Origin of the sequence: Mangrovitalea sediminis (assembly GCF_002514725.1) — a bacterium.
GTDB classification, from domain to species: domain Bacteria; phylum Pseudomonadota; class Gammaproteobacteria; order Pseudomonadales; family Oleiphilaceae; genus Mangrovitalea; species Mangrovitalea sediminis.
Genome location: NZ_NTLB01000004.1, coordinates 60,363 through 83,686 on the forward strand (window position 1 = coordinate 60,363; position 23,324 = coordinate 83,686).

Genomic DNA, 23,324 nt, shown 5'->3' on the forward strand with positions numbered 1-23,324 from the left:
TGCCACCATCATCGCCCCTTTTGCCGAATCAGGCTCAGCATCTTCTGGGCGAGACGCCGGCTACCGAGGCCGTCCACCCACCCCGAGGCTTCCCGAATGGCGCTCTCGCGCCATCGAAGATCTTGCCAGAGCCCCCATGCCTGACGAGCGATCCCGGCGGCATCGGAAGGACCCACCTCCAACACCTGACACCAGGAGGCGTGGCCCGCCAGCGTCTCCGCCAGACGTCGCTGATTGTCCGCCACCGCGACCGCAAGCGTCGGTACTGCCGTCGCCGCCAGTTCATACACCGTTGTACCCAGTGCGGATACGGCCAGACCGGCCCGGCTCATCAATGCGTGCATGTCCGCGACATCGTGGAGGTGCTCCACCCCCGTGCCGGATTCAGCCAGCGCTGCCACTTCCGCCACCCGATCTGCCGACATCGCCGGCCCAGTCACCACCCAAATCGGACGAGGCACATCCTCGGCCGGACGGGAGGCGAGCATGGCGCGAAGAACCGGAACGGTGTATCCCATGGGATCGGAGGCACCAAAATTCAGCAACAGGCCGGGGCGATCGGCAAGGCTGCCCGAAGCCTTCGCCGCAAAGGCGGGCCCCAGAGGCGCATACGTTTCCCCCAACCAGAGCGCCGCATTCGGCGCGGACGTTTCATACCCCAACCTGGCCGCACCGGGAAGCGCGTTGATAATGGCGTCGGCTGTCTGTACGGGAGGGTTGTTGAGATCGTCGACCACAACCAGCGGCCGGGACCGACGACGCAACGATTGTCGCCACGCCTCGCCAAAGTCATAGCCGTCAATAACCAGGAGATCGACAGCCTGCGCATCCAGCATAGGGTTTACCGTGGCAACGGTGAGAGGGTCCTGCTGATGCAGCATGACGCCGGCCGCGTCGCAGCGACGGGCCAAAGCCCGGTCTAGAGGCGCAGAGAAGACCAGGGCCCGCGCGCCCTGGGACTGGAGCGCCTGGGCCATGGCCAGGCAGCGCATCAGATGGCCGCCACCCACACGTTCGCCGGCCGCGACCAGAAAGCCGATCGTCGGTGATTCATTGCTCATTGTCCGCCACATGTATCCAGTCCAGCGGTGTCCCCCGCTGCAAGTTACAGGCGGCGCGACGCCCGAGAACCCGATCCCACTCTCTTGGCGGCAGACCATAGCCGGGACGGATCACTTTCAGGCAATCCTCAGTCAGGATCTCCCCTTCCAGGATGTCCCGTGCCACATATATGGACCGCCGAAACTTGAACGAAGCCTGCTCCGCCGCCGCCCCGCCGTAGTGAACCTGCCCCAGGGCGGCATAAGCCCGGTGACATTCCTCGACGAGCAGGCGCATCTCTGCCGGTTCCATGGAAAAGGCCGCATCCACCGCATCGCTGTCGCGAGACAGCACAAAGTGCTTTTCGATGACGCAGGCACCCAGCGCCGTCGCCGCAACGGCGACACCGATACCCAGCGAATGATCACTTAACCCCACCGGCACACCAAATCGCTGATGCATGTCCGGCATCGTCCGCAGGTTCGCGTTCTCCGCCGTGGACGGATAGGTGCTGGTACATTTCAGCAAGACCGGCGGTTGAGCCTTCACCGACGCGATCACACCAAGCATTTCGGCAATTTCCGCCTCACTCGCCATGCCGGTGGACACGATCATCGGCTTGCCGGTCTCGGCGACGCGTCTCACCAAGGGGAGATCCGTCATCTCGAACGACGCGATCTTGTAACAGGGCACATCCAGCGATTCGAGGAATTCCACTGCTGAGGCGTCGAACGGCGAACTGAAGGCCAGCATGCCCCGGTCAGCCGCCCGCTGAAAGACGGCCTGATGCCACTCCCAGGGCGTGTGCGCCTTGTCATAAAGGGCATGCAGGGATTCGCCCTTCCAAAGGCTGTCATCGTCCTCGATCCTGAACCCCGGACCTTCGACGTCCAGCGTCATGGTGTCGGCGGTGTAAGTCTGGAGTTTGATGGCATCCACCCCACAGTCCGCCGCCGCATCGACCAGTGCCAGGGCGGTATCCAGAGACTGCTGATGGTTACCCGACAACTCCGCCACGATCAGCGGCGGATTGGGGCCGCCATAGGACTTTCCGTTCAAAGAAAGGACGTTGGGATTCCCCAGGGATTTCACGGTGAAGCGACCTCTCTCTGCAGGCTTTTGCGCCATGCCTGATGCAGCAGTTCAGCATGTTCCCAGTCTTCGGGCGTATCGATGTCCAGCACCCGATGGCGCGGCAAAGGTAGCGCTATCGCATGTTCTGAGAACAACGGGATCGATTCCAGATAGGCTTCCGGGCGAGCCCAGTAGAACTGCCCGGCATCATGCCAGGCCGGCTCCAGATCCTGGGAACGACAGGGTACGTACTCCGGGAAAAACGGCTCGGTGCCACCGTCAGGAAAGCGCCGCAGCGCACGTTGTATCGGGAAGGCAAAGGACGTCACGGCAAAGGCATAATAGCGGTTGGGCTCTTCTTTAAGCGCCTGCAGCCCCGCCTGTAGATCCTCAGGCTGCAGGAAGGGCGCGGTCGCGTATAGGCAGCAAACCCACTGAAGGGAGATACCTGCATCCTGAAGCCACCGGACCGCATGCGCCATCACCGACCCCGTCCCTGTATGGGCATCACTCAGCGCAACCGGTCGAACAAAAGGGGTCTCAGCACCGAATTCCCGGGCCACCTGAGCAATCTCTTCGCTATCCGTTGACACCAGAACCCGGTCAAAGCAGCCGCTGTCCAGGGCGGCCCGAATCGACCAGGCGATCATCGGTAGCCCATTGAAGGCGCGAATATTCTTGCCGGGGATGCGCTGACTTCCACCTCGGGCAGGAATAATGGCAACGCTTTCCATCACAGCACCTGCTCCAGCGTCTGTATAACGATGTCCTGCTGCTCATCCGTCAAGTCTGGATACAGCGGCAGACTGATCGCCTGATGGTAGAAATGTTCAGCGACCGGAAAGTCGCCTTCCCTAAAGCCGAAACGTTTTCGGTAGTAGGGGTGAAGATGTACCGGCATGTAATGGACCTGAACGCCGATCCCCTGCTCCCGAAGTGCCGCAAACACCCGGGCACGCTCGGCCACATGTATCACATACAGGTGCCAGGCACTCAAGCAACCGGGGTCTGCCGGAGGCAAACCAACCGGCAATTGAGTCAATTTATCGTGGTAACGCGCGGCCAGCTCACGTCGCCGCTGGACGAAGGATTCCAGTCGCCGCAGCTGAGACAGGCCCAGCGCCGCCTGGATATCGGTCATCCGGTAGTTGAAGCCCAGCTCGTGCTGCTCGTAATACCAGTCACCGGGTTTAGGTGCCTTCAAGGCCGAAACGTCACGCTCCACACCATGGGAGCGCAACCGTCTCAAGCGCGCGGCCAGGGCCAGGTCGTTGGTCGTCAACAACCCACCCTCGCCGGTGGTGACAATCTTGACAGGATGAAAACTGAATGTGGTCAGGCGAGCCGTACGGCCATCACCGATGTGCCCCAGCGAATCAACAGCGCCCAGCGCGTGAGCCGCATCCTCGATCAGTGCAACGCCATACTCATCGGCCAGCGCCGCGATTTTTACGCGGTCTGCAGGGCGCCCCGCGTAGTGTACCAGAATGATGGCCTTCGGCAGCCTTCCCGCATCGGCAGCACTTTCCAGCCTTGTGGCCAGCTGCTTGGCACAGAGGTTTCCGGTATCCGCTTCCACGTCCACGAAATCGACATCGGCGCCGCAGTACAAGGCACAATTGGCAGAAGCGACAAACGTCAGCGGAGACGTCCAGACAAGATCCCCGGGGCCAATATCCAGAGCGGCGCACGCCAGGTGCAGAGCTGCGGTTCCACTGCTAACCGCTACCCCCTCGGCGACACCGCAGCGGTCGGCAACGGCACGTTCAAAAGCTGGTATCGCCTGTCCCTGCGTCAGAAAAGCCGAGCGCAATACATCGACAACCGCCTCGATGTCACCCTCATCGACACTCTGGCGTCCGTACGGAATCATTTCATGACGGCCAGATTGAGCGCCCGGATTTCTTCCACCGTCAGGAAGTGTGGGTTGTTATCCGAGCTGTAACAGAATCCATTTTCCGCAGGCGTCCCTTGCTCGCCCAAGGCATTTTTCTCGTAGTCGAAGGTCTCGCTGAAGAAACGTATCGAGGGCTTAATCACAAAGTGGTCTTCGAAAACCAGGGTATTGTGGCTGTCGTCCTGCGGGCACATGGTCTCATGCATTTTTTCGCCTGGGCGGATGCCAACGACCTTATGGCGCATGCCCGGCGCAACGGCTTCCGCCACATCGACGATTTTGACCGACGGTAGCTTCGGGACGAAAATTTCACCACCGTGCATACGTTGAAAACAGCGGATCACGAAATCGACACCTTGCTGCAACGTGATCCAGAAGCGGGTCATATCCTTGTCTGTAATCGGGAGATAGGTGTTGCCGTCTTCAACGAGTTTTCGGAAATAGGGAACGACGGACCCCCGAGAACCCACAACATTGCCATAGCGCACGACCGAAAAGCGGGTATCGGTGGCGCCGGCGAGATTATTTCCCGCCACAAACAGCTTGTCCGATGCCAGTTTGCTTGCGCCATACAGGTTCACGGGATTCGCGGCCTTGTCGGTCGACAGGGCAATGATCCGGGTGACCTGATTCGCCAGGCAGGCTTCGATGACGTTCTCGGCACCGTAGACATTCGTCTTAATACATTCCATCGGGTTGTATTCCGCCGCCGGCACCTGCTTCAGCGCCGCAGCGTGAATCACAAAGTCGATGCCTCGCGTGGCAAGAATCAGCCGGTCCTTGTCACGCACATCGCCCAGGAAATATCGCATGCAGGGGGCGTCGTACTTTTGCTGCATTTCATACTGTTTCAACTCGTCGCGCGAGTAGATGACAATGCGCCGGGGTTTATACCGCTTGAGCAGGGTATCAACGAAACCATGGCCGAAAGACCCGGTACCGCCCGTGATCAGAATGGACTTGCCATCAAACATGCATTTACCCCGTCTACACCGTTGCTACTGCCCCGGATGCCAAATAACCGACATCTTGAAGTTAGGATAGCAAAACCTTTGCCACAATCAGCAGCCCGTTTCTGTATTTCTCCGATAAACAGCAGCTTAGCTTGATACTGAAACTTCAACCATCCCACCTTTGCCGAAAATGGCACGCCTTTCGCTACAACCACCTCAAACCGCCAGAACCTGGCACAGATTTGCCGCCCCGCGTGGCCGGCGCAAGACGAGGTGATCAACCATGCAAGCACAACGCCGTCATCAGAAGGACCAGGCCGAACAGTCTGCCGACGTGGCCCGCAAGCTGATTGAGGCCAACCTTTGCTATCAGGAGTCAAACGACCCCGAGGCCAGCCACTCCCATCGTCTGCAGGCCCGCCGTGAAACCCGGCAATTGCTGAACGAGGTACTGGCGCGCGAGCCGGCGAATGCTTCCGGACTGGGTCTGATGGGCCGCGTTGAAATGGACGACGGCCACATGGACAAGGCGCGGGAATATTATGAGGCCAGCGTCAAGGCCGATCCCGGCAATGCGCAACTGGTGACAAACCTCGGTTACTGGGCCTTGCTGGTCGATGACGCCCAACTGGCGCTCGACTACTTCACCGAAGCCCTGGCCATCGACCGGCAGTCGACCACGGCGTTCTGCGGTGCGGCGCATGCCCATCGCCAGCTCGGGCATTTCGACGTCGCCTACCTTCATTACCGGCGACTGATCGATCTGGCTATCGAGTGGCCATCGATTTTCGCCGGGATGCTGGAGTGCGCTGAAAGCCTCCAGATCGACGCTGCCGACCAGGCCCTGGCCGACGACGCCATCCGCCTCCTGCAGCGTGACGAGCTGCCGCACCAGAACCTGTCCCACTTTATCTGCGCCATCCTGCACCAGCAGTATGACCTGGACAATCCGCACGCCGAGATTTTCCTCGACGCCGCCAGTGAAGACGAGCTGCTAATGCTCGCGCTGGAGCGCACCCTCCTCGCCGATATCAAGGTCGAGGAATTGGTGACCATGCTGCGCCAGGCCATACTGCTCGAAGTGCGGAGCACCGGCACGCTGCGTGAATCCCTGCAACGTCTGACCCTCGCGCTGGGCGTCTATGCCGAACGCATCGGCTATGCGCTGGTACCGTCGGAGGAAGAGGTCCAGTTCATCGGCGATCTGGACCGCATGATCTACCAGAGTCTCAGCCAACGCGGCCCCCTGGAAGACACCTTCGGCGCACTGATGATAACCGCCATGTACAGCGCCATTTTCAACCACGATTATGCGGTCATGCTGGGTCACACGGAGCTTGAGGACTGGCCTGCCGCGATGCGGCCGATGTTGGCCGCGAGCTACTTCAACCGTGCCGAGGAAGAGACCTACCAACACAATTTCGATGAGAAGCAGGAGCAACTGGGCCAGGCCCGGGAAGACCTGCCTCATGCCTGGCCCTGCTGGTCAAACCTGTCGTTCTTCAACAGCCGCTCGCTACGGGAAGAACTTGAGCAGACACTCGGCGTCAGCACCCAGACCTTTTCACCGGTCATTCGCGTCCTGATGCTGGGCACCGCCTCCGGTCAACGTGCGCTGGAAATGGCCCGCTACTACGAAGACGTCGAAATCATCGCCGTCGACGAAGAACTGGCCAACATTGGCCATGCCACACGCCGTGCCCGCGAACTGGGTCTGGAGAATATCGTGTTCTGGCCCTGGTCACTGGCCAGCCGATTTATCAACGACGGCCACCGGGTGCATTTTATCGCCCTTAACCGTGCCCCTTCGGAGCGTGTTCGCGATATCGACATCAGCACACTGATTCGCGATGCACTGGTCCCCAATGGGGTGATTCACCTGAATACCGGTCGCCCCACAGCCAGTCGGGCCGATGAGCAGATCCGGATCCTGATCGAACAGCACCGGCTGTCTCCGACCCGGGATAACCTGCTGCGACTGCGTCGCATGGTCATCAACAATCATGAAGACGAGCAGTGGGCGGAACTGGTAAAGGAGAAAGATTTCTACGCGACAGCCGGCTGCCGCAGCCGCTGGTTCCATCCGGAGAGCAATGAGCAGCTGAGGAACCTGCTGGACGTGCTCAGCAGCGAAGTCGACTGGAAGCTGGTCCGCGCCACCGATGAGGATCAGCATGAACTGGCTACTGCGCCGGTGCTGGCCCAACTGCAGGCCCAACGTCAGGGCAACAGCGTGAGGAGCCTGGTCGGACACGGCCTGAGTCTGTACTTCCAGCGGCGCCGCTAGGTCAGGCGCTGCCACTGACTCCAGTGCGGGATCAAGGTCCCGTTTCGCGGGCCGGTATCACCGGCCCGCCATTTTTCCAGGCGAGAAAACGCTGCCAGTCATTGGCCGTGTCAACATCCCAACGCGATCGTAACAGCGTAAACGACAGTCCATTCCGGCTCAGGGCTTCACAGGTTTGCCGCAGCGCCGAGGAACTGCCCCAGGTCACCCCGTCCAGCATCGAGGGTTGAGTACGGCGAGCGCCGATAAGGACATAGCCGCCATCTTCCGCCGGTCCCAGAACCACATCCTGACGTTCCAGAGACGCCAACGCCTGAGCCACATAGGTTGACTCGACCACAGGACAGTCGCTGCCGACAATCACGACCGATTCATAGGTCTCCAATCCATCAGCTAGCGCATTCAGCATCCGCTTTCCCAGATCGGCTCCCCGTTGCACCAAAACGCCGATCCCCAGGCGCTGAACCTGACGTAACAACGGGGCGGCATCGACCGTCGCAGGACCGGGCGGGCGGTCCCAGGCAATCGCATAATCCCAGGGGCGCTGCGGCAGCTTGGCCAGGCGCAACAGAACCGTCTCGGCCAGCTCCACATGGGCCTGGCAAGCGCCGACTCGCCCCAGCGAGGGAATCAGACGGGTTTTGACACTACCCCGCCGGGGCCATTTGGCAAACTGAATAACCAGGCTCGCCTTCTGTTTCATGTCCATCTACTTCTCTTTACCTCTGCCTGAATGCAGAGTGGGAATCATCCATTGGCGGAGAACAACGCTGCGACGCCGGATAGTAACGCTGCGCCAGGACGGCGGGATCCGCACCCCGCCAATACTGCCACCGTAACCGCCACATGAGCGCAATCGTCCTCCATATTCCCTTCTGCTCCCAGCGCCGGCTGTCCGTTGCTACCGGCGACCGGATCAGGAAAGGTCGCGCCCGCTCAAGCAATCGCCGTGACAGCGCAACATCTTCCATCAACGGAATCCGTGCGTAGCCGCCCACCGCATCAAACCAGGCCCGCCGGACAAACATGGCCTGGTCCCCGGTCGCGATACCGGTCCAGGCAGAACGCAGGTTCATCAGCAAAGCAACGATCCGCAGCAGAGGGTGGCGCCCGGAAAGACAGACATCGAAACGTCCCCATCCGGCATCGGAGCGCATCGCGGTCCTGAGTTGCGCCAGCGCATCGGGAGGCAGGAGGCTATCGGCATGCAGAAATAACAGCCAGTCGCCACGGGCAGCGGCTGCCCCCGCATTCATCTGGGAAGCCCGCCCTTTCGGCGCGGCCAGGACCGCATCCACGTATGGGGCGGCTCTGGTCGGGGTGCCATCCTCGCTGCCGCCGTCGACCAGAAGGATCTCATGCCCCCTCTCCCGCCATGCCTGAAGACCGGCCAGGGTACGTTCGATTCCGGCGGCTTCATTCAAGGCTGGAATGACGACGCTGATCACCCCATTACTCCAGGGCGCCGCCGCAGCTGCTGCCCTGCCCGGCCGTACAGCCATAGCAATGGTCGGCCACGGCAATCGGCAGGCCATCCAGACGCTGCGCCAGCAGGTCACGCAAGTGTGCCCGTTGACGATCGGTGGCGATCAGCGGCATCTCCAGCATCTGGTTGAAATCACAATCGTAGACATAGCCTTGCCAATCCACACTGATCAGCGAACGACACATGACCGAACCCAGGTTTTTTTCGGCGTAGCTGCTCTTGAGGAGCCCCATGTAGTCCTGGAACTGCCCCTTGGACAGCAACACGCTACCAAAGCGGCTGATCGGCATATTGGTGAGCGTCAGCAATTGATTGAAGCGAATACCGAAACGCTCCAGCAACTCCCGCTTGTAGTCCGCCTCCAGGGCAGCCTGCGGCGGCGGCAAAAAGGGACCGCCGGGGTTATAGACGAGATTGAGCAGCCGATCGCTGCCAGGCACACCGTAACCTTTTGCGTTGAGGCGCTGCAGTCCCTCGATACTGCGGGCATAGACGCCCTTGCCGCGCTGCTGATCGACGTTGGACTCCTGATAACACGGCATCGATGCTGTCACCTCCACCGACTGATCCGCCAGGAAATCCGCCAGATCCTCGAATCCGGGCTCGGACAGAATGGTCAAATTGCAGCGGTCGATAACACGCACGCCCCTGCGGCGGGCCTCAGACACCAGATAGCGGAAGTGGGGGTTCATTTCCGGCGCACCACCGGTGAGATCCAGGGTCCGGATAGACTGGGCATCGATAAACGCCAGCACCAGATCCACCAGCTCCCGGGACATCTGTTCGGTGCGGGTCGGGCCTGCCGCCACATGGCAGTGTGTGCAACTTTGATTGCAGGTGTAACCCAGGTTGACCTGCAATGTCTCGAGCGTATCCCGCCGCAGCGGCGGAAAGTCCGAGAGCATCAGCATGGGACGGGTATCCAGCATAAGGACTCCTTTTACAGCAGCCCCTGTCGGGCCACGACTTCTTCATTGATACGCTAGAGCCAGGCAAACCGATGCACAACCCTTTTCATGCACAACCTTTTCAGCGATGTAAAAGTCGCCGGATAACGGTCATTGGCTTGTTAGCCCCGGATTCGGCGGCTATGATACCGCCTTCGCGTCTGGGGACATCGCCCAAGGCACAGAAAATCAGGGTATCCAGGCAGGCCGTAGCCATCGGATCAGGATAGCCCGAAAGACGCTGAATTCGCAAAAAAGCTCCGTAGCTCAATTGGATAGAGCGCACCCCTCCTAAGGGTGAGGTTGCCGGTTCGATCCCGGCCGGGGCTACCATTCCCAACATCGCACGCCCGATACAGCAAACCTCCGAACGACACTTTAATACTGGGACACGTCAAATCCCTGCCTGTTACAGCCGATTTCAGTGAACGTCTCGTCCTCCGTTTATCTGGCGGGAAGCGGTGAGGCGGCGCACCAATAGGGAAAAAGCGCGATCAAGGCGTGCTAGACACCTGAGGGGGAGTCTTCAGGCGTTGAACATCATCGCCTGAAGACCGATACGGCAAGCTCGCCTCCATCAGGGGCGAGCCTTGACTCAGACCGCTTTGGCGCGGGTCAGCAGTTGATCCAGCAGGACCAGCGCCTGATCGATCTCTTCACGGCTGATATGCAGTGACGGCGCCAGGGTGATGACGTTCTTATAGTAGCCGCCAACGTCCAGCACCAGCCCCATCTTCTGCCCCTTCCAGTCCAACTCACCGGCCAGGCCGATGTGAACCATACGGTCGAGCAGTTCCCGGTTCGGTGTGAAGCCGTCTTCCTGACAGATTTCAGCACGCAAGGCGAGCCCCAGGCCATCCACGTCTCCGATTTCCGGATGACGCTTCTGCAGGTCGCGCAAGCCTTCCAGGAAGTGCTCGCCCTTCGCCATGATCATCGACTCGTAGTCCTGTTCGGCCGTCATGCGCATCACTTCCAGTCCAACCGCCGTGCCCAGTGGGTTGGAAGCAAAGGTCGAATGGGTCGAACCGGGCGGGAACAGGGTCGGATTGATCAACTCTTCGCGGGCCCAGAGACCGGCCAGGGGGTTCAAGCCATTGGTCAGCGCCTTGCCGAACACCAGGATGTCGGGCTGAACATCGAAGTGCTCGATCGACCACAGCTTACCCGTGCGATAGAAACCCATCTGGATCTCGTCGACCACGAGCAGGATGCCGTATTGGTCCAGCACCTTTTTCAATCCGCTGAAGAAATTGCGCGGCGGTATGACGTAGCCGCCTGTGCCCTGGATGGGCTCGACATAGAATGCCGCGTACTCGGCCTGCCCCGCCTTCGGGTCCCAGACACCGTTGTATTCGGTCTCGAACAGGCGGGCGAACTCCTGCACGCAGTGCTCCCCATACTCCTCGACAGTCATCCCCTTGGGACGACGGAACGGATAAGGGAACGGCAGGAATTGGGCACGCTCGCCAAAGTGGCCATAGCGGCGGCGATAGCGATAGCTGGACGTGATTGACGAGGCGCCCAGAGTACGCCCGTGGTAGCCGCCCTCGAAGGCAAACATCAGGCTTTTCCCCTGAGAGGCGTTACGCACCAGCTTCAGGGAGTCTTCGATGGACTGGGAACCGCCAACATTGAAGTGCACACGACCGGCATGACCGAATTTCTTCTCGGCATCGACGGCGATGGCCTTGGCCAGTTCGATCTTGGTCGGGTGCAGATACTGGCTGGCGACCTGGGGCAGGACATCCAGCTGGCGCTTCATGACCTGGTTCAGGCGTTCGTTGCAGTACCCGAAATTAACCGCCGAATACCACATCTGCAGATCGAGGAAAGGCGTGTTATCGCTATCGTAGAGATAGCTGCCATCTCCGCGGGCAAAAATCTTGGGCGGGTCCACATAGTGGACCGTGTCGCCAAAGGAGCAGTAACGGGCTTCGTCGGCCAGCAATTGCGCGTCGTTATTTATCATGCATGATCACCTTAAAAAGGCCCGATAACGCGCATCGCGCGCCAAACCGGGCGAGCCAGAACCTGCCTCGCATTGTGAGGCGTCAACCTTGAGTCAGAATTAATGTTGTGTGGATACTATGTGGAGACGCCCGCCGAAACCGGACGCATGTCATCTCCGGCAGGCGCACCCCCTGCCAGGATGTCCTGAAAGAACGCCACTGAACGCTCGATCACCTGCTGTCGTTCCTGATCGATCGTGATCAGGTGGTAGCTGTCATGTAACAGCGAGAAGGACACCGGCCCCCGGACCTTGTCGGCGACCAGCTGCGCATTGCTGACATCGGCGATATCGTCTTCTGCCGCATGCAGAATCAGGCAGGGGGACGTGACCCGGGGCAGATCCTTACGCACCTCCCGCGCCAGCAACACCATTTCCGCCAGCGCCGGCCAGGGGTTGCTTGCCAGGCCCGCCTCCGTACTGTCGCCGCTCATCATGCTGGCCGCCACCCGGGCCCGCAGCCGTTCATTCTTCAGGCCATAGGGCGGCTGCTCGTCAAAACAGCGGTCCTGGAACAGCTTGAAGCGCTTGAACCAGGTCAGGAGGAAATTGAGACGCCTGGCATAGAGAGGGATGCTCCAGCCGTCATAACGGAAGGTGGGACCGTAGACGCCGACGCCGGCGATCCGATCGCCCTGCTCGGCCGCCAGTTTCAGCGCCAGCACCGCGCCCATGGAAAGCCCACCGACGAACAGGTGATCGACCCGCTCCCGCAACTTGTCGGCGGCGGCCTCGACACTGGCATACCAGTCCTGCCACGTCGTCGCCAACAGGTCTTCCTTGGACCCGCAGTGACCGGCCAACTGCACACCAGACACCGTGAATCCCGCGCCGTGCAGCCCCTTCGCCAGAGTCCGCATTTCGTTGGGTGTCCCGGTCAGGCCATGGATCAACAGAACGCCTGCAGGACCGCCCTCCAGCACATATTCGACATTCTGGATCATGCCACCCCCCAGGCTTCGACCGCCACTTCCTGCATCACATGGGGAAGCAGGTCAAGTGCGTCCTGGAACCCCTTGATCGGGTGAAACGCCAGATTGTGCTCACGACAGTGATCGATCAGACGGTCCTTCGCCAGGACCACATCGACCCTGGACGAAACGCAGAAGTCCGAGGTGCCATCCCCCACAAACAGGATCCGCTGGCGGTTTGCCTGCAGTGCAGCCGCCCGGCGACACTTACAGTTCCCGCTGGCCTGGCGGCAGTCGTCGTTGGCATAGGGAAACTCCAGATACCATGCCTGCTCGCCCCGCTGCAGCAAGCGATTGGCCCTGACCGGCAGATGGTCGAGATCAAACCGGGCCAGGATGCGGTGAATGGCATAATCAAGCCCATCGCTCACCACCTGAACCTCGATCCCCTGCGCTTCCGCCAGGCGAACGAACCCGGCGAAATGGGGATCGATGTCGATCGTATCCAGTAACTGGTCGATTTCCGCCTTGGTGGCAGTCAGTCGGGCGATCTGCCCGCTCATGCAGGCTCGCGAACCGATATCGCCGCGCACCCAGGCCGCCTCCAGCGCCTCGCAGCCGTCCCCGCCGAAGCGCTCGATCAGGGCGTCAGAGACGTCGCACTGGCTAATGGTGCCATCGAAGTCACACAGGATGATCCAGGGGGAATCCGCTCCGACCGGCCGCAGGCGATCCAGCACATCGGATGTGCCGGCACCGGCGATGGCGACTTGTACAACGTCTGTTTCACTCATGGAATTTCACCATTACATGTTGTCCGATCAACAAATGGGGAGAAGCTTTCAAGCTTAAAATGCAGTCCACGACCCGCCGCTGCTGCGACTGGGGGTCGACACCCAGCCGTGCCACGCGTAATACCTGCCCGACCCGGACCAATGTCGCAGGAATCGGATGCGCACCCGGTTGTGCATCCAGCGTCAGGGAAGCCGCCATACCGACATGCAACCGGTGGACATAGGCCTCGTTGACCTCGGCCCGCACGATCAGCGGGCGATGGGGAAGCAGTGTCAACACGGGCTTGTCGCCGCCCGGCTCCACACGGCTCCCGGTCTGCACATGGATATCGATAACGGTGCCATCGACCGGCGCCCGCACCGTCAACCACTGGGCCTGCTGCCGCACCAACGTCAGATGTTGTTGCGCCAGCGCCACCGCCGCCCGGGCAACCGCCAGCTTCGCCTGGAGTCGCGCCACCGCATCCTGTGCGCTATCGGCTCTTTCCTGCTCGGCCGCACCGGCCCGGACCGCCGCCGCCCAGCGCTTACGGTCCCGCTGCAGGCTTGGCAACTGCACCGCAAGAACGTGCTCTTGTGCCTTAGCCTGCTGTAATCGCGCTCGGGCAATATCCACATCCAGTTGAGCCGCCCGGCCGTCCAGGCGTAACAACACCTCCCCACGATGCACCTTCTGCCCGGGAGACACCTCGAGATCACTGACCATACCGCAGGTCTTGGGGAACAGAGACAGCAAGCCCCCGCTGACCGTCACTTCACCGCGCCCCATAGCCGCATAATCCGGCGCAGCGGTGACATGCTCCGCGCGCGAATCCGAACACGCCGCCAGTGTCAGGCTCAGGACCGCCATCCAGAAAATCCGTCCAACGTCGTTCAGCGCCCTCATCGTCTGTCCCCCTGAAAGGGCAGCGCCCCAGTATGATCGTCGCTGTGCATGCCCGGCCGGCTGCCGGTATCTCCCGGGCGCCAGTCCCGGTTAATCACGCCATCCTCCATCGCCAGCACACGGTCGGCCCGCTGGATCAGGCGCGGATCGTGACTGACGCAGAGCACCGTCGTACCGTGATCGACCGCGATACGGCGCAACAGGTCGATCACCGTCTGACCGCTGACCGCATCCAGTGCACTGGTCGGTTCATCGGCAAACAACAACTGGGGACGCTTGGCCAGCGCGCGGGCAATGGCGACCCGCTGCTTTTCGCCCCCCGAGAGCTGTGCCGGCCGCATACTGCCCCGGTGGCCGATGCCGACCTCGTCGAGCGCCTGCCGGGCCCGTTGGCGGATATCGGCACGGGACAACCCCATGTAGCCCAATGGCAGTTCGACCTGCTCAAGCGCCGTGAGTGCCGAAAAAAGGTTGAATCCCTGAAACACGAAGCCGGTATGCTTCAGGCGAAAACGTTCCAGCGTACGGGAGTTCTCGCCAGAGAGTTCCTGCCCCAGAGCCCGGACCCGGCCTTCATCTGCCGCCTGCAATCCGGAGAGGATCGACAGCAGTGTGCTTTTGCCGCAGCCAGAGGGACCGGCCACCAGGGTCAGTTCCGCCGGTCGGACACTGACGGAAAAACGCCGCAGGACCTGAATGCTGACCGCACCCGACTCGAACGACTTGCTGATGCTGTCCGCCTCCAGGCTGAATACCGGTGCTGTCGTCGACAACCTCTCGCCTCCTCTAAAACTGTGCCATCGCCCGTCTTGGGCTTCGCACCATCGCCGCGGTCATGTCATCGCACATCAGCGCAACAACAGCGCCGGATCTGCCCGCAACAGGGCCCGCATGGCAGCAATACCCGAAATAACCGCCAGCAGCATGACCGACAGCGCACAAACGACCGCCACCGCTGGACTCATAGCCACAGGAACATCGTTGTGGTGCGCAAGCCAGAGCAATCCTGCACTCAGGCCGCCACCCAGCAGCAGCCCCAATCCGCCGACCCAGGCCGCCAGCTCCAGGACCACCCAACGCAGCGCGCGAACCCCGACACCCAACGCATTCAAGGTCGCAAACTCCCGTGCCGATCCCGCCACCACAGCCATCAGTGCCTGGCTGGCGATCACGACGCCGGACAGCAACACGATCGCGGCCAGGAACAACACCGCCACACCAGCGCCGGTATCGAGCAGCCAATAGAGCTGCGAGCGGCGGGCGAAGGCCGATGAGGTCCAGACCGAATAGGGCCCGAAATCCGAGTGATGATTCAGCCGTTGCGCCACCTGCGCGGCTTTTCCCGAATCCCGTATACGCGCCACCCAATAGGTGGTATACCCTGCCGTGTGATCCAGGCCAGTGGCGGTATTCCAGGACGTAATCATGTTGACGCCCCCCAAGGCACGCAGTCCGGCAATTGCCGCGACGATATGCACCGGGTAGCCGTCAATCCTGCCGTAGGAGCCCACCTGGGCGCCCAACTGATCCAGGTCCGAACGGTCGACGATCACCGCCCCCGGCTCCATCAGGCGCTGCCGCAGTGCGGGTGTCAGCAGCTTATGAAACACCAGGCCGTGGCCCTGCAAATCCACGCCCGAGACATAGACCTCCACATCGCCGCCGTGCTTTGCCCGCCAGTAGCCGTCGACAAACAGCAAGGGGTCCACGGCATCCACTTCCGGGTCCATGGCCATCAACGTCGCCACATCACCGCCGATGGGATGTCCCAGGCTGACACTTTGTGTCCCCGGGTAACCGGCCCAGAGGTTGCCGGCCGAAGCCGTCACATAGACCGCCGCGCTGCCGAAAATTCCCTGCACCAGCGCCGCCTGGACCAGCAGCAACATGGCCGCAAAACAAACGGTCAGGATCGCCGGCAGAAAGCGGCGCCACTCCCGCAGCAACATCTTCCGGGCCAAGGCCACCATCAGGCGCCTCCTGCCTTTGGTGGCAATGGCGGGCCACCGAAAGCCTGATAGAGCGTGACGAAGGCCAGCGCCTGATGATCACGCGCGCTATCCAGCTGGCCTTCGGCCTCCAGCTTCAAACGTTCGACCCGAAGCATTTCCAAGGGGCTGGCCAGTCCCTGCGTCACCAGGCCCTGTTCAGCATTCGCTGCCTCCGTCTGCGCCTGCAGCGCCTGCTCTCGCAACGAAACCTGACGCGATGCGGTGGTCAGGCCGGCAAAGGCGTTCTCTACATCGGCGACCGCCTTCAACACCGTGTCCCGGTAGGCAAAGGCAGCCGCCCTCAACAACGCCCCGCGGGCATTTTCCTCAGCCTTGCGGCGCCCCCAATCGAACAGGGGAATATTGATGATCGGCCCCAGCAGCGGGGTTGCCCGGAAATTCGGCAAGCCGCTGTGGTAACGGGACAGGTTCGTCGACCATAAAATGCCGCCTTCCAGGCTGACCTGCGGGTACCGATCCGCACGTGCAATGCCCAAGTCACCGGCGGCCTGCAGCACCTGTGCCTGGGCCTGTTGAATATCCGGCCGCGTCCGCAAAAGGTCCGCCGGCAATAACGCCGGACTCGGCGGCGTGATGGCGGGTAGAGGCTCCGGCCGGAACCAATCGGCATCGGGTTCCGCTTGCCCCAGCAGCACCGCCAGTCGCTGGGCATGCCGCTGCACCTGGGATTGCACCATTAGCGCCTGGGTCTCGACATCCGCCATGTCGGCGCGCAACGACGCCAGATCGGCATGGGCCGTCAAGCCTAGCCTTATGCGCGTCTGCAACAGGTGCTCGCGTTCTCGGTCCAATTGAATCAGTCGCTGGAGATGCTGGGCCTGGCGCTGCGCCGCCCCCAACTGCAGATACTGCGCCGCCACTTCCGCGACCAGGGCAACACGGACACTAAGCCGATTGGCCTCGGCTTCGTCCACAGCGCCCCGCGCCTGCTCAAGTACGGCCTGGCCCCGCCCGAATAACCCCAGTTCCCAGGAGGCATCCAGACCGAACTGAAAATAGGCATCGGTGGTATTCGGCGGCTGGGCGTTCTGGGTGCCCGCCTGCACCGTTGGATAAAACCGGTGCTGCCGGTCATCCAACCTGTAAGTCGCAGATTTGAGTCGGGCCCGCGCCTGCGCAAGAGACAGGTTATGCGCCAACGCACGCGCCACGAGACGGTTGAGGCGAGCATCGCCAAAAGCCGTCCACCAGGAGTGCAGATCCGGTTGGCGAGCCTGGGAGGCGGCCGCAGGCCCCTCGCGCCAATGCGTCGGCAGCGCCACTTGGGTCGAGGGTGTCGGCAAAGGCGCGCAAGCGGCCAGCAGAAGGCAGGCGCCCACAACCTGAAAAAGCCCCTGGCATTTCGACTTACACCCTAATCCCATGCACCCGCAATCCTAAGCAATCCTTAACATCCCTGATCCACAGTGCTCCCAGCGAAACGCCCATTGTGCAAAACGAAACTTGTCTCAACGTTAAGGCTTTGTGCAGATCTGATGGAGATCATTACCGGTGTTAATGCCCCGATCCGAAGACTGTCATCGATGAAACGGCATGATGTTGGGATTTTTTGGCAAAACGGCTGTCTAAAGCTCGAGGAAATCGGCTTCAATACTTTGGACCGGCTTAACGCCTTTATGCTTAGATGTCTTTTGAAACGGACTTGACGCTACCCTCTATGACCGCACCCGCAATGACCACCAGGCTTCCATCGACGGCGCCCCTGATTCTCATCATCGAGGACGAAGTCGACATCGCCGAGATTCTCGATGCCTATTTCCAGCGCGAGGGTTTCCGCACCCTGCACTGCGACAACGGCCAATGGGGGCTGCAGATGCTGCGACAGCGTCGCCCCGACCTTGTCATGCTGGACATACGAATGCCGGGCCAGAACGGCATCGACGTCCTGCAGGCGATCCGGGCCGAAGGACGGACACCGGTCATCATGCTGACGGCGCTGACCGATGACGTGAACAAACTGCTCAGCCTGCGCCTGGGCGCCGACGACTATATTTCGAAGCCATTCAATCCGGCTGAAGTCGTCGCCCGGGTGCACGCTGTCCTGCGCCGCAGCCTGGCCCCCTCGGAAGCCCCTGAGGAGCGCCTGCATCTGGGTAAGCTGGTGGTCGATCAGGGGAGTCACTCGGCCTTCGTGATGGACGATGACGGCACCGCGACCCAACTCCCCCTGACCCTGACCGAATTCCGCCTGTTGGCATTCCTGATGCGCAAGCCCCGCCGCTGCATGACACGACTGGAGCTGATAGAAGGCTGCCTACCCGAAAGCGATGCCCTGGACCGTGTCATCGACTCCCATCTCAGCAAACTGCGACGCAAGCTGAGCGACGCCGGTTGCGGCCAATTGATCGAAACCGTTCGCGGTGTTGGGTATCGCCTGTGGCCAGACCGTTAAATCGTCTCGGGATTCGATTCGGCGTTTACATGGCGCTGACGGTTCTGCTGTCGATCGGTGTGGTGACTGGCGGCCTGGAGTGGCAGAAACACAAGGAGCAACAGGCCTTCCATCAAAGCCTGCCAACCGCCGTTAAACAGGAACTCCAACAGCTGCGCGACAGCGGCAGGGATCACAGCCAGCGCCTCGACGAAATCTACGACCAGTACTGGCCAGCCCAGGGACCTGGGCTTTCCGTCGAGGTGATCAGCGGGCTGGCCCTCAGCCTGCTGCTGGGACTCGCGGCTGCCGTGCTGTCCGCGCGGATATTCATCCGGCCGATCACTTCCGTCGCCGAAGCCGCCCTGCGCATTTCCCAGGGCGACCTGACGGCCCGCACCCGAGGATTCGCCATTCGCGGCGAATTGGCGGAACTGAGCCGCAACTTCAATCAAATGGCCGACACGCTGGAAACCCTGGAGCGGGAGCGCAAGGACACCGTAGCGGCCATCTCCCATGAATTACGGACCCCGCTGACCATTCTCCAGGGCCGGCTTCACGGTATCTGTGACGGCGTTATCCCGGCCAGCGACCAGGAACATCGCAAGCTGCTGGATCAGGTGCAGCACCTGGTACGCCTGGTCGATGACCTGAATACCCTGGCGCTGGTCGATGCCAACCGCCTGTCGCTGCAATGCACCGATCTCGACCTGGGCGAACTGGTGAATGAACTGCACGCCGTCTACGCCGACCGGGCCCGAGACCACGGCGTACAGCTGGAGGTCGTGGTGAGATCGCTGTGGGTCCATGCGGACCACAACCGTCTGCGCCAGGTCCTGGATAATCTGGTGGAAAACGGCCTGCGTTACGCCGCTTCCGGCAAGTGGCTGCAAATACACGTCAGCACGCACCGGGATCAGGCGGTGATCAGCATCAGCGACCGCGGACCGGGTTTACCCCAGGGCATCATCGATCGCGTATTCGATCCCTTCTTCCGGGCCGACAATTCCCGCTCCCGAGCTTCCGGCGGAAGCGGGCTTGGCCTGGCAGTGGCGCGCAGCCTGATTCAGCAGCAGGGCGGCAGCATCATGGCCTTCAACCGGGAGGACGGTGGTGTGGTTTTCCGTATCGAAATGCCGCTGGCGATGCCGGCCATCCGAAAGGGTGCAGCTGCCTGAGAGGCCGGCTCGCGGTTTTCAGGCCCGTTGAACCCAGTAACGCCCCCCCTGACTGGCCAGAAAGGTTTCCGCCTCGTCGCCCTGCAGCATGGCAAAGGTCGCCAGCATACCGGCCAGCGTACAGGTGGGTTGTGCGACCGATACGCTGTAAGGCGCATTGGGCACCGGCCAACCGGTGCGAGGGTCCAGGATGTGGCCGTAACGCACCCCGTCCCGCAACAGGAAGCGACGACTGTCGCCACTGGTCGCCAGCGCTCCCTGCTTGAGAACGATGGCATCGGCCGCCTGGGCGATGGCCCGGGCATTTTCTATACCGATGCGCCAGCCCGAACCGTCCGGGCGCGGCCCCGAGCACACCAGGTCGCCACCGAAATTCACCAGCAGGCTGTAAGGTGCCCCGGTCTCTCCGATAGCCTGCTGCAACAGGATCAAGGTCCGGTCAACGGCATATTCCTTGCCGACACCACCGAGATCGAGTTCCATACCCTCCGGCATCTGCAGCCAGGGCGCCCGCCACTCCACTCTCTGCCAGCCGATCCGCGGCAATAGCCTTGCCACGGCCTCCGCCTCGGGCAGCCGATCGCTGCCGTCGAAACGCCATGCCTGACGCAGGATGCCCGAAGTGACGTCAAAGCGGCCGTCGCTAAGACTGAAACACTGCTCGGCATAGTCCAGCAGGCGGGCCGTTTCCTCATCCACGGCGACCGGCTGACCGCCGCCACGATTGATGCGGTCGATGATATTGCCGGCGACATAGCGGCTGAATTTCTGTTCGATCCGCCAGGCTTCCTTCGCGGCGATATCCGTCAGCGTACGTGCCACCGGTTCGTCAACACCGTCCATCAGGATCTCGCAGGGGCTGGCCATCGCCTGAAAACGGCCAACCCAGTATCCGTCCTGCCAATCAAGGGACGGCAAGGTCCGGCTGCACGGCGCCGTCATATCGGGTTACCCGCACGGCCGTTCAGTTGCACCCACAGCCCCCGCCGCCAAAACTCTGGCCACCGCTGGTCCCTTCCTTACTGAAATAGATATGTTCATCATAGGCGTGCTGAATAGGGTTCGAGATAAGCTGCATATCCTGGCGCGCCAGCAAATCCCGCTGCCAGGGCTTTACGCCCAAATCGCTGCAGCCTCCCAGCAAGCCCGTCATCAGGCCGATCAACACGCCGGTCAACACCACGGCACCCGGTTTCATCTTAGGTTTGTGCATGCGTATTCCCCCTCCCTCGGTCAGTCCTTGCCGGTGGTTTGCAGCAGTTTGGCAATCGCCGACTCGTAGGCAGCGACGCGGTCGCCATGAAACCCGATATGCTTGGCGCGGATACGTCCATCCGGACCGATCAGGTAACTGCTGGGCATTCCCATAACACCGTAGGCGTTAGGGGTTTTCCCCTGGGGATCGAAAGCGACGGTGAAATCAGCCGGTACCTGCGCGAGGAATTGCTGCGCAGCGCTGCTGTCCTGGTCGAGATTGATGGCGACGATTTTCAGACCTCTGTCCTGGAAACGATCCATCAACCGATTCATCCAGGGAAAAGACTCCCGGCAGGGACCGCACCAGGACGCCCAGAAATCCACCAGCACGACATGCCCCCGCAAACTCTTCAGATGGACGCTGCCATGCCGGGTCGGCAACGTAAAGTCCGGTGCGGTCGAAGCCTGTACCAAACCGCTGAACAGGCCGCCGGCGATCATCAGCAACACCAAAACGGCTATCTGAAGGGAGTGTCTGTTTTGCATTCGGAACCTCAAACCTGTTCGTTATGACCGGGATTCTAGGCCGCCGTTGCTTAACGGCGGCTTAGGTGATCGGGGCGTCCGCCGGCTCAGAAGCTGAAGGTCAGCTCGCCGATAAACGCCTTGGTATCGGGATAAAGCGTCTGTGCACTGAGCTTGCCGATGCCGGCAGGCCCGGTGTTGTGCTCGACGTAATAGGCCAGCCGCAACGCCACTTCCTGATCCTCGTTGATATGGTCGCCCCACTTGAGGCCGATGGTGCGGGTGGTCATATCCCCCAGCCGGTAATCGGCACTGGCCGCATCAAGCAGGACGTTGCCGCTGTTGTACTGGGTCGATGTCAGGTAACGGTGGTAGAAGTCGGCCTTGGTCTGACGGTAGAAACGCACATCCGGCTCGAGGTAGCCGTCACCCAGCTTCCAGCGATAGCTCAGGGTGAAGGTGTTGGAGGTCATCCCCCAGTCGTTGCGCCCGTAGCGATAGGAGCCATCGATGATATCGCCATTGCCCAGCATGTATTTGCTCTGCCAGTAGACCGCCTGCTCCAGTTTGGTCCGCAGTCGTTTTTCGTAGACGTAGACGAAGTTGCCATCGGCGCCGACCAGGTTGCCGCCGTAGTTCGTCCCCGCCTGATCGTCGATCACGCTGAGGATCTTATAGGGGTCGGTCAGGTTGCCCTTCGACTGCGTCACCGAATAGTTGAGCTGGGTCAGCCAACGCCGGCTCAGCACCTGCGTGATCCCGAACATCGCGCCGACGATATTCTTGTTCTCGCTGCCGGCACCGCGGGTTGCGTTATATTCGTTCAGGAACTGTGCGGTGGTCTTGTTGAGGGAAATCGGCATGCGGCTGAAGGGCGTCGGTGTGCCCCCGATAGGCTGCACCGTATCGCGGGAATAGGACAACCCCAGGTTCAGCGTGGTGTTCTTCTCGTTGAAATAGCGGGACAGGCCGCCGGTCACACCGATCGACGTATAGTCGTGCTCGTCCGAATAGTGGCCCCCGAGGTTGTAGAACCAGTCGCGGTTAATGGTATCCGTCCAGGCGGACGACACCGACAGCCGACTGTCCTTGAAGGATTTATCGAGCGGCGTTTCGCCAGGCGCAATCCACTGATCGCTGGTCGATGTCGAAGGGGTTGTGGTCGCCGTTGTTCCCGTCGTGGTGGAGACCGGCGTCGAAGATGCGGTGGACATCGTATGCACCGTGGACCGCGTAGCGGCCGTCCGCGGCGCATTCTTGACGCTCGCCGCGCTGACACCGCTGCTGGTACCGGATGGGCTGGTGAAGACCTGCACCTGATCGCTGGGTGTCGCGCCAAAGGGCGAGGCGCCGCTGAGGGAATCGATCACCAGGTTGATGCTGAAGCGCTTGTTTTCGTCGATATTATCGACGGCGCTGATCGAAGGTTCCGTCGCCCGAACCCTGCCATCGGCTTCCTGGTAATGCAGGATACCGGCATTGACATCCCAGGTACCGGGCTGGCCGCTGGCCTTCGCGGGCAACGACTGCAGACCCAGCAAGGTGCAGGTCGCGGCAGCCAGGGCCAGGCCGACCGGACGGGCGTTTTCAGACCGGGGTGTCTTTTCCGGGGACTGCATGAACGGGCGCCTCCTTCGAAACCGGGCACGGGGTGGAACCGACTGGCGAAAAGGGGCAGCCAGAAGTGCGTGCCGGGGTCACAAAAACATGTGGGTTATCGTCGAATCCCATTCCGGCAATGGCCGTAACAGGCC

At 61.3% G+C, this 23,324-nt stretch carries 22 protein-coding genes and 1 tRNA gene; 4 read left to right on the top strand and 19 right to left on the bottom strand.

Annotated elements, in window-relative coordinates; translation table 11 throughout:
* Window positions 1-8 precede the first annotated feature (8 nt).
* Genes pseG through pseB form a run of 5 tightly spaced genes read right to left on the bottom strand, consistent with a single transcriptional unit; the run spans window position 9 to window position 4,986 of the window.
* Window positions 9-1,061, bottom strand: coding sequence for a UDP-2,4-diacetamido-2,4,6-trideoxy-beta-L-altropyranose hydrolase (gene pseG / locus CLR77_RS10160; RefSeq protein ID WP_158227168.1), 1,053 nt, complete (start codon window positions 1,059-1,061; stop codon window positions 9-11).
* Window positions 1,051-2,169 carry a pseudaminic acid synthase gene (gene pseI / locus CLR77_RS10165; protein WP_097460548.1) on the bottom strand — a complete coding sequence of 373 codons (1,119 nt, stop codon included), beginning with the start codon at window positions 2,167-2,169 and terminating at the stop codon, window positions 1,051-1,053. The genes pseG and pseI overlap by 11 nt, the downstream gene beginning before the upstream one ends.
* Window positions 2,130-2,849 carry a pseudaminic acid cytidylyltransferase gene (pseF, locus tag CLR77_RS10170; protein WP_097460549.1) on the bottom strand — a complete coding sequence of 240 codons (720 nt, stop codon included), beginning with the start codon at window positions 2,847-2,849 and terminating at the stop codon, window positions 2,130-2,132. The genes pseI and pseF overlap by 40 nt, the downstream gene beginning before the upstream one ends.
* On the bottom strand, window positions 2,849-3,988 hold the full coding sequence (gene pseC / locus CLR77_RS10175; protein WP_097460550.1) for a UDP-4-amino-4,6-dideoxy-N-acetyl-beta-L-altrosamine transaminase: 1,140 nt from the start codon (window positions 3,986-3,988) through the stop codon (window positions 2,849-2,851). The genes pseF and pseC overlap by 1 nt, the downstream gene beginning before the upstream one ends.
* Window positions 3,985-4,986: a UDP-N-acetylglucosamine 4,6-dehydratase (inverting) gene (pseB, locus tag CLR77_RS10180; protein ID WP_097460551.1), complete on the bottom strand. Its 1,002-nt coding sequence runs from the start codon at window positions 4,984-4,986 to the stop codon at window positions 3,985-3,987. Before pseB ends, pseC begins: the two co-directional genes overlap by 4 nt.
* Before the next feature lie 262 nt (window positions 4,987-5,248).
* Here pseB and CLR77_RS10185 point away from each other — a divergent pair, with 262 nt between their 5' ends.
* Window positions 5,249-7,252: a tetratricopeptide repeat protein gene (locus CLR77_RS10185; protein ID WP_097460552.1), complete on the top strand. Its 2,004-nt coding sequence runs from the start codon at window positions 5,249-5,251 to the stop codon at window positions 7,250-7,252.
* Between the two features lie 31 nt (window positions 7,253-7,283).
* Here the strand turns inward: CLR77_RS10185 and CLR77_RS10190 are convergent, their stop codons facing one another.
* Genes CLR77_RS10190 through arsS form a run of 3 tightly spaced genes read right to left on the bottom strand, consistent with a single transcriptional unit; the run spans window position 7,284 to window position 9,667 of the window.
* Entirely contained in the window at window positions 7,284-7,961 is a 678-nt protein-coding gene (locus CLR77_RS10190) for a TIGR04282 family arsenosugar biosynthesis glycosyltransferase (protein WP_097460553.1), read from the bottom strand.
* Between the two features lie 10 nt (window positions 7,962-7,971).
* Window positions 7,972-8,754, bottom strand: coding sequence for a TIGR04283 family arsenosugar biosynthesis glycosyltransferase (locus CLR77_RS10195; RefSeq protein ID WP_097460554.1), 783 nt, complete (start codon window positions 8,752-8,754; stop codon window positions 7,972-7,974).
* Window positions 8,705-9,667, bottom strand: coding sequence for an arsenosugar biosynthesis radical SAM (seleno)protein ArsS (arsS, locus tag CLR77_RS10200; protein ID WP_097460555.1), 963 nt, complete (start codon window positions 9,665-9,667; stop codon window positions 8,705-8,707). Before arsS ends, CLR77_RS10195 begins: the two co-directional genes overlap by 50 nt.
* A 274-nt stretch (window positions 9,668-9,941) precedes the next feature.
* On the opposite strand from arsS, the gene CLR77_RS10205 reads away from it, so the two are divergent.
* Window positions 9,942-10,018 (top strand) — tRNA-Arg (locus tag CLR77_RS10205).
* 262 nt (window positions 10,019-10,280) lie between these two features.
* Here CLR77_RS10205 and CLR77_RS10210 read toward each other — a convergent pair.
* From CLR77_RS10210 to CLR77_RS10240, 7 genes are all read right to left on the bottom strand, one after another.
* A complete protein-coding gene (locus tag CLR77_RS10210; RefSeq protein ID WP_097460556.1) occupies window positions 10,281-11,657 on the bottom strand; it encodes an aspartate aminotransferase family protein in 1,377 nt (458 codons plus the stop codon).
* Between the two features lie 116 nt (window positions 11,658-11,773).
* A complete protein-coding gene (locus CLR77_RS10215) occupies window positions 11,774-12,640 on the bottom strand; it encodes an alpha/beta hydrolase (RefSeq protein ID WP_097460557.1) in 867 nt (288 codons plus the stop codon).
* A complete protein-coding gene (locus CLR77_RS10220; RefSeq protein ID WP_097460558.1) occupies window positions 12,637-13,401 on the bottom strand; it encodes an MtnX-like HAD-IB family phosphatase in 765 nt (254 codons plus the stop codon). The genes CLR77_RS10215 and CLR77_RS10220 overlap by 4 nt, the downstream gene beginning before the upstream one ends.
* Window positions 13,394-14,287, bottom strand: coding sequence for an HlyD family secretion protein (locus CLR77_RS10225; protein ID WP_097460559.1), 894 nt, complete (start codon window positions 14,285-14,287; stop codon window positions 13,394-13,396). Before CLR77_RS10225 ends, CLR77_RS10220 begins: the two co-directional genes overlap by 8 nt.
* Entirely contained in the window at window positions 14,284-15,060 is a 777-nt protein-coding gene (locus tag CLR77_RS10230) for an ABC transporter ATP-binding protein (protein ID WP_097460560.1), read from the bottom strand. The genes CLR77_RS10225 and CLR77_RS10230 overlap by 4 nt, the downstream gene beginning before the upstream one ends.
* A 75-nt stretch (window positions 15,061-15,135) precedes the next feature.
* Window positions 15,136-16,257, bottom strand: coding sequence for an FtsX-like permease family protein (locus CLR77_RS10235; protein ID WP_097460561.1), 1,122 nt, complete (start codon window positions 16,255-16,257; stop codon window positions 15,136-15,138).
* Entirely contained in the window at window positions 16,257-17,663 is a 1,407-nt protein-coding gene (locus tag CLR77_RS10240) for an efflux transporter outer membrane subunit (protein WP_097460562.1), read from the bottom strand. The genes CLR77_RS10235 and CLR77_RS10240 overlap by 1 nt, the downstream gene beginning before the upstream one ends.
* Window positions 17,664-17,971: 308 nt before the next feature.
* Here CLR77_RS10240 and CLR77_RS10245 point away from each other — a divergent pair, with 308 nt between their 5' ends.
* Together CLR77_RS10245 and CLR77_RS10250 are read left to right on the top strand one after the other, a co-directional pair.
* Window positions 17,972-18,691: a response regulator gene (locus CLR77_RS10245; protein ID WP_097460563.1), complete on the top strand. Its 720-nt coding sequence runs from the start codon at window positions 17,972-17,974 to the stop codon at window positions 18,689-18,691.
* 29 nt (window positions 18,692-18,720) lie between these two features.
* Window positions 18,721-19,848, top strand: coding sequence for a sensor histidine kinase (locus CLR77_RS10250; RefSeq protein ID WP_097460564.1), 1,128 nt, complete (start codon window positions 18,721-18,723; stop codon window positions 19,846-19,848).
* A gap of 18 nt (window positions 19,849-19,866) precedes the next feature.
* On the opposite strand, the gene CLR77_RS10255 is transcribed toward CLR77_RS10250, so the two are convergent.
* From CLR77_RS10255 to CLR77_RS10270, 4 genes are all read right to left on the bottom strand, one after another.
* On the bottom strand, window positions 19,867-20,790 hold the full coding sequence (locus CLR77_RS10255; protein ID WP_097460565.1) for an FAD:protein FMN transferase: 924 nt from the start codon (window positions 20,788-20,790) through the stop codon (window positions 19,867-19,869).
* Window positions 20,791-20,812: 22 nt separating this feature from the next.
* Window positions 20,813-21,061 (bottom strand): DUF4266 domain-containing protein, encoded by a 249-nt coding sequence (locus tag CLR77_RS10260; RefSeq protein WP_097460566.1) that lies wholly within the window; start codon window positions 21,059-21,061, stop codon window positions 20,813-20,815.
* Window positions 21,062-21,081: 20 nt separating this feature from the next.
* On the bottom strand, window positions 21,082-21,591 hold the full coding sequence (locus CLR77_RS10265; protein ID WP_097460567.1) for a peroxiredoxin family protein: 510 nt from the start codon (window positions 21,589-21,591) through the stop codon (window positions 21,082-21,084).
* An 86-nt stretch (window positions 21,592-21,677) separates the two neighbouring features.
* A complete protein-coding gene (locus tag CLR77_RS10270; protein WP_097460568.1) occupies window positions 21,678-23,189 on the bottom strand; it encodes a DUF3570 domain-containing protein in 1,512 nt (503 codons plus the stop codon).
* Window positions 23,190-23,324: the final 135 nt, after the last annotated feature.

Excerpts from the sequence above, each read along its gene's own strand:
- pseG (WP_158227168.1), bottom strand. The coding sequence starts at position 1,061 with ATGAGCAATGAATCACCGACGATCGGCTTTCTGGTCGCGGCCGGCGAA.
- pseI (WP_097460548.1), bottom strand. The coding sequence starts at position 2,169 with ATGGCGCAAAAGCCTGCAGAGAGAGGTCGCTTCACCGTGAAATCCCTG.
- pseF (WP_097460549.1), bottom strand. The coding sequence starts at position 2,849 with ATGGAAAGCGTTGCCATTATTCCTGCCCGAGGTGGAAGTCAGCGCATC.
- pseC (WP_097460550.1), bottom strand. The coding sequence starts at position 3,988 with ATGATTCCGTACGGACGCCAGAGTGTCGATGAGGGTGACATCGAGGCG.
- pseB (WP_097460551.1), bottom strand. The coding sequence starts at position 4,986 with ATGTTTGATGGCAAGTCCATTCTGATCACGGGCGGTACCGGGTCTTTC.
- CLR77_RS10185 (WP_097460552.1), top strand. The coding sequence starts at position 5,249 with ATGCAAGCACAACGCCGTCATCAGAAGGACCAGGCCGAACAGTCTGCC.
- CLR77_RS10190 (WP_097460553.1), bottom strand. The coding sequence starts at position 7,961 with ATGGACATGAAACAGAAGGCGAGCCTGGTTATTCAGTTTGCCAAATGG.
- CLR77_RS10195 (WP_097460554.1), bottom strand. The coding sequence starts at position 8,754 with ATGGCTGTACGGCCGGGCAGGGCAGCAGCTGCGGCGGCGCCCTGGAGT.
- arsS (WP_097460555.1), bottom strand. The coding sequence starts at position 9,667 with ATGCTGGATACCCGTCCCATGCTGATGCTCTCGGACTTTCCGCCGCTG.
- CLR77_RS10210 (WP_097460556.1), bottom strand. The coding sequence starts at position 11,657 with ATGATAAATAACGACGCGCAATTGCTGGCCGACGAAGCCCGTTACTGC.
- CLR77_RS10215 (WP_097460557.1), bottom strand. The coding sequence starts at position 12,640 with ATGATCCAGAATGTCGAATATGTGCTGGAGGGCGGTCCTGCAGGCGTT.
- CLR77_RS10220 (WP_097460558.1), bottom strand. The coding sequence starts at position 13,401 with ATGAGTGAAACAGACGTTGTACAAGTCGCCATCGCCGGTGCCGGCACA.
- CLR77_RS10225 (WP_097460559.1), bottom strand. The coding sequence starts at position 14,287 with ATGAGGGCGCTGAACGACGTTGGACGGATTTTCTGGATGGCGGTCCTG.
- CLR77_RS10235 (WP_097460561.1), bottom strand. The coding sequence starts at position 16,257 with ATGGTGGCCTTGGCCCGGAAGATGTTGCTGCGGGAGTGGCGCCGCTTT.
- CLR77_RS10240 (WP_097460562.1), bottom strand. The coding sequence starts at position 17,663 with ATGGGATTAGGGTGTAAGTCGAAATGCCAGGGGCTTTTTCAGGTTGTG.
- CLR77_RS10245 (WP_097460563.1), top strand. The coding sequence starts at position 17,972 with ATGACCACCAGGCTTCCATCGACGGCGCCCCTGATTCTCATCATCGAG.
- CLR77_RS10250 (WP_097460564.1), top strand. The coding sequence starts at position 18,721 with ATGGCGCTGACGGTTCTGCTGTCGATCGGTGTGGTGACTGGCGGCCTG.
- CLR77_RS10255 (WP_097460565.1), bottom strand. The coding sequence starts at position 20,790 with ATGACGGCGCCGTGCAGCCGGACCTTGCCGTCCCTTGATTGGCAGGAC.
- CLR77_RS10260 (WP_097460566.1), bottom strand. The coding sequence starts at position 21,061 with ATGCACAAACCTAAGATGAAACCGGGTGCCGTGGTGTTGACCGGCGTG.
- CLR77_RS10265 (WP_097460567.1), bottom strand. The coding sequence starts at position 21,591 with ATGCAAAACAGACACTCCCTTCAGATAGCCGTTTTGGTGTTGCTGATG.
- CLR77_RS10270 (WP_097460568.1), bottom strand. The coding sequence starts at position 23,189 with ATGCAGTCCCCGGAAAAGACACCCCGGTCTGAAAACGCCCGTCCGGTC.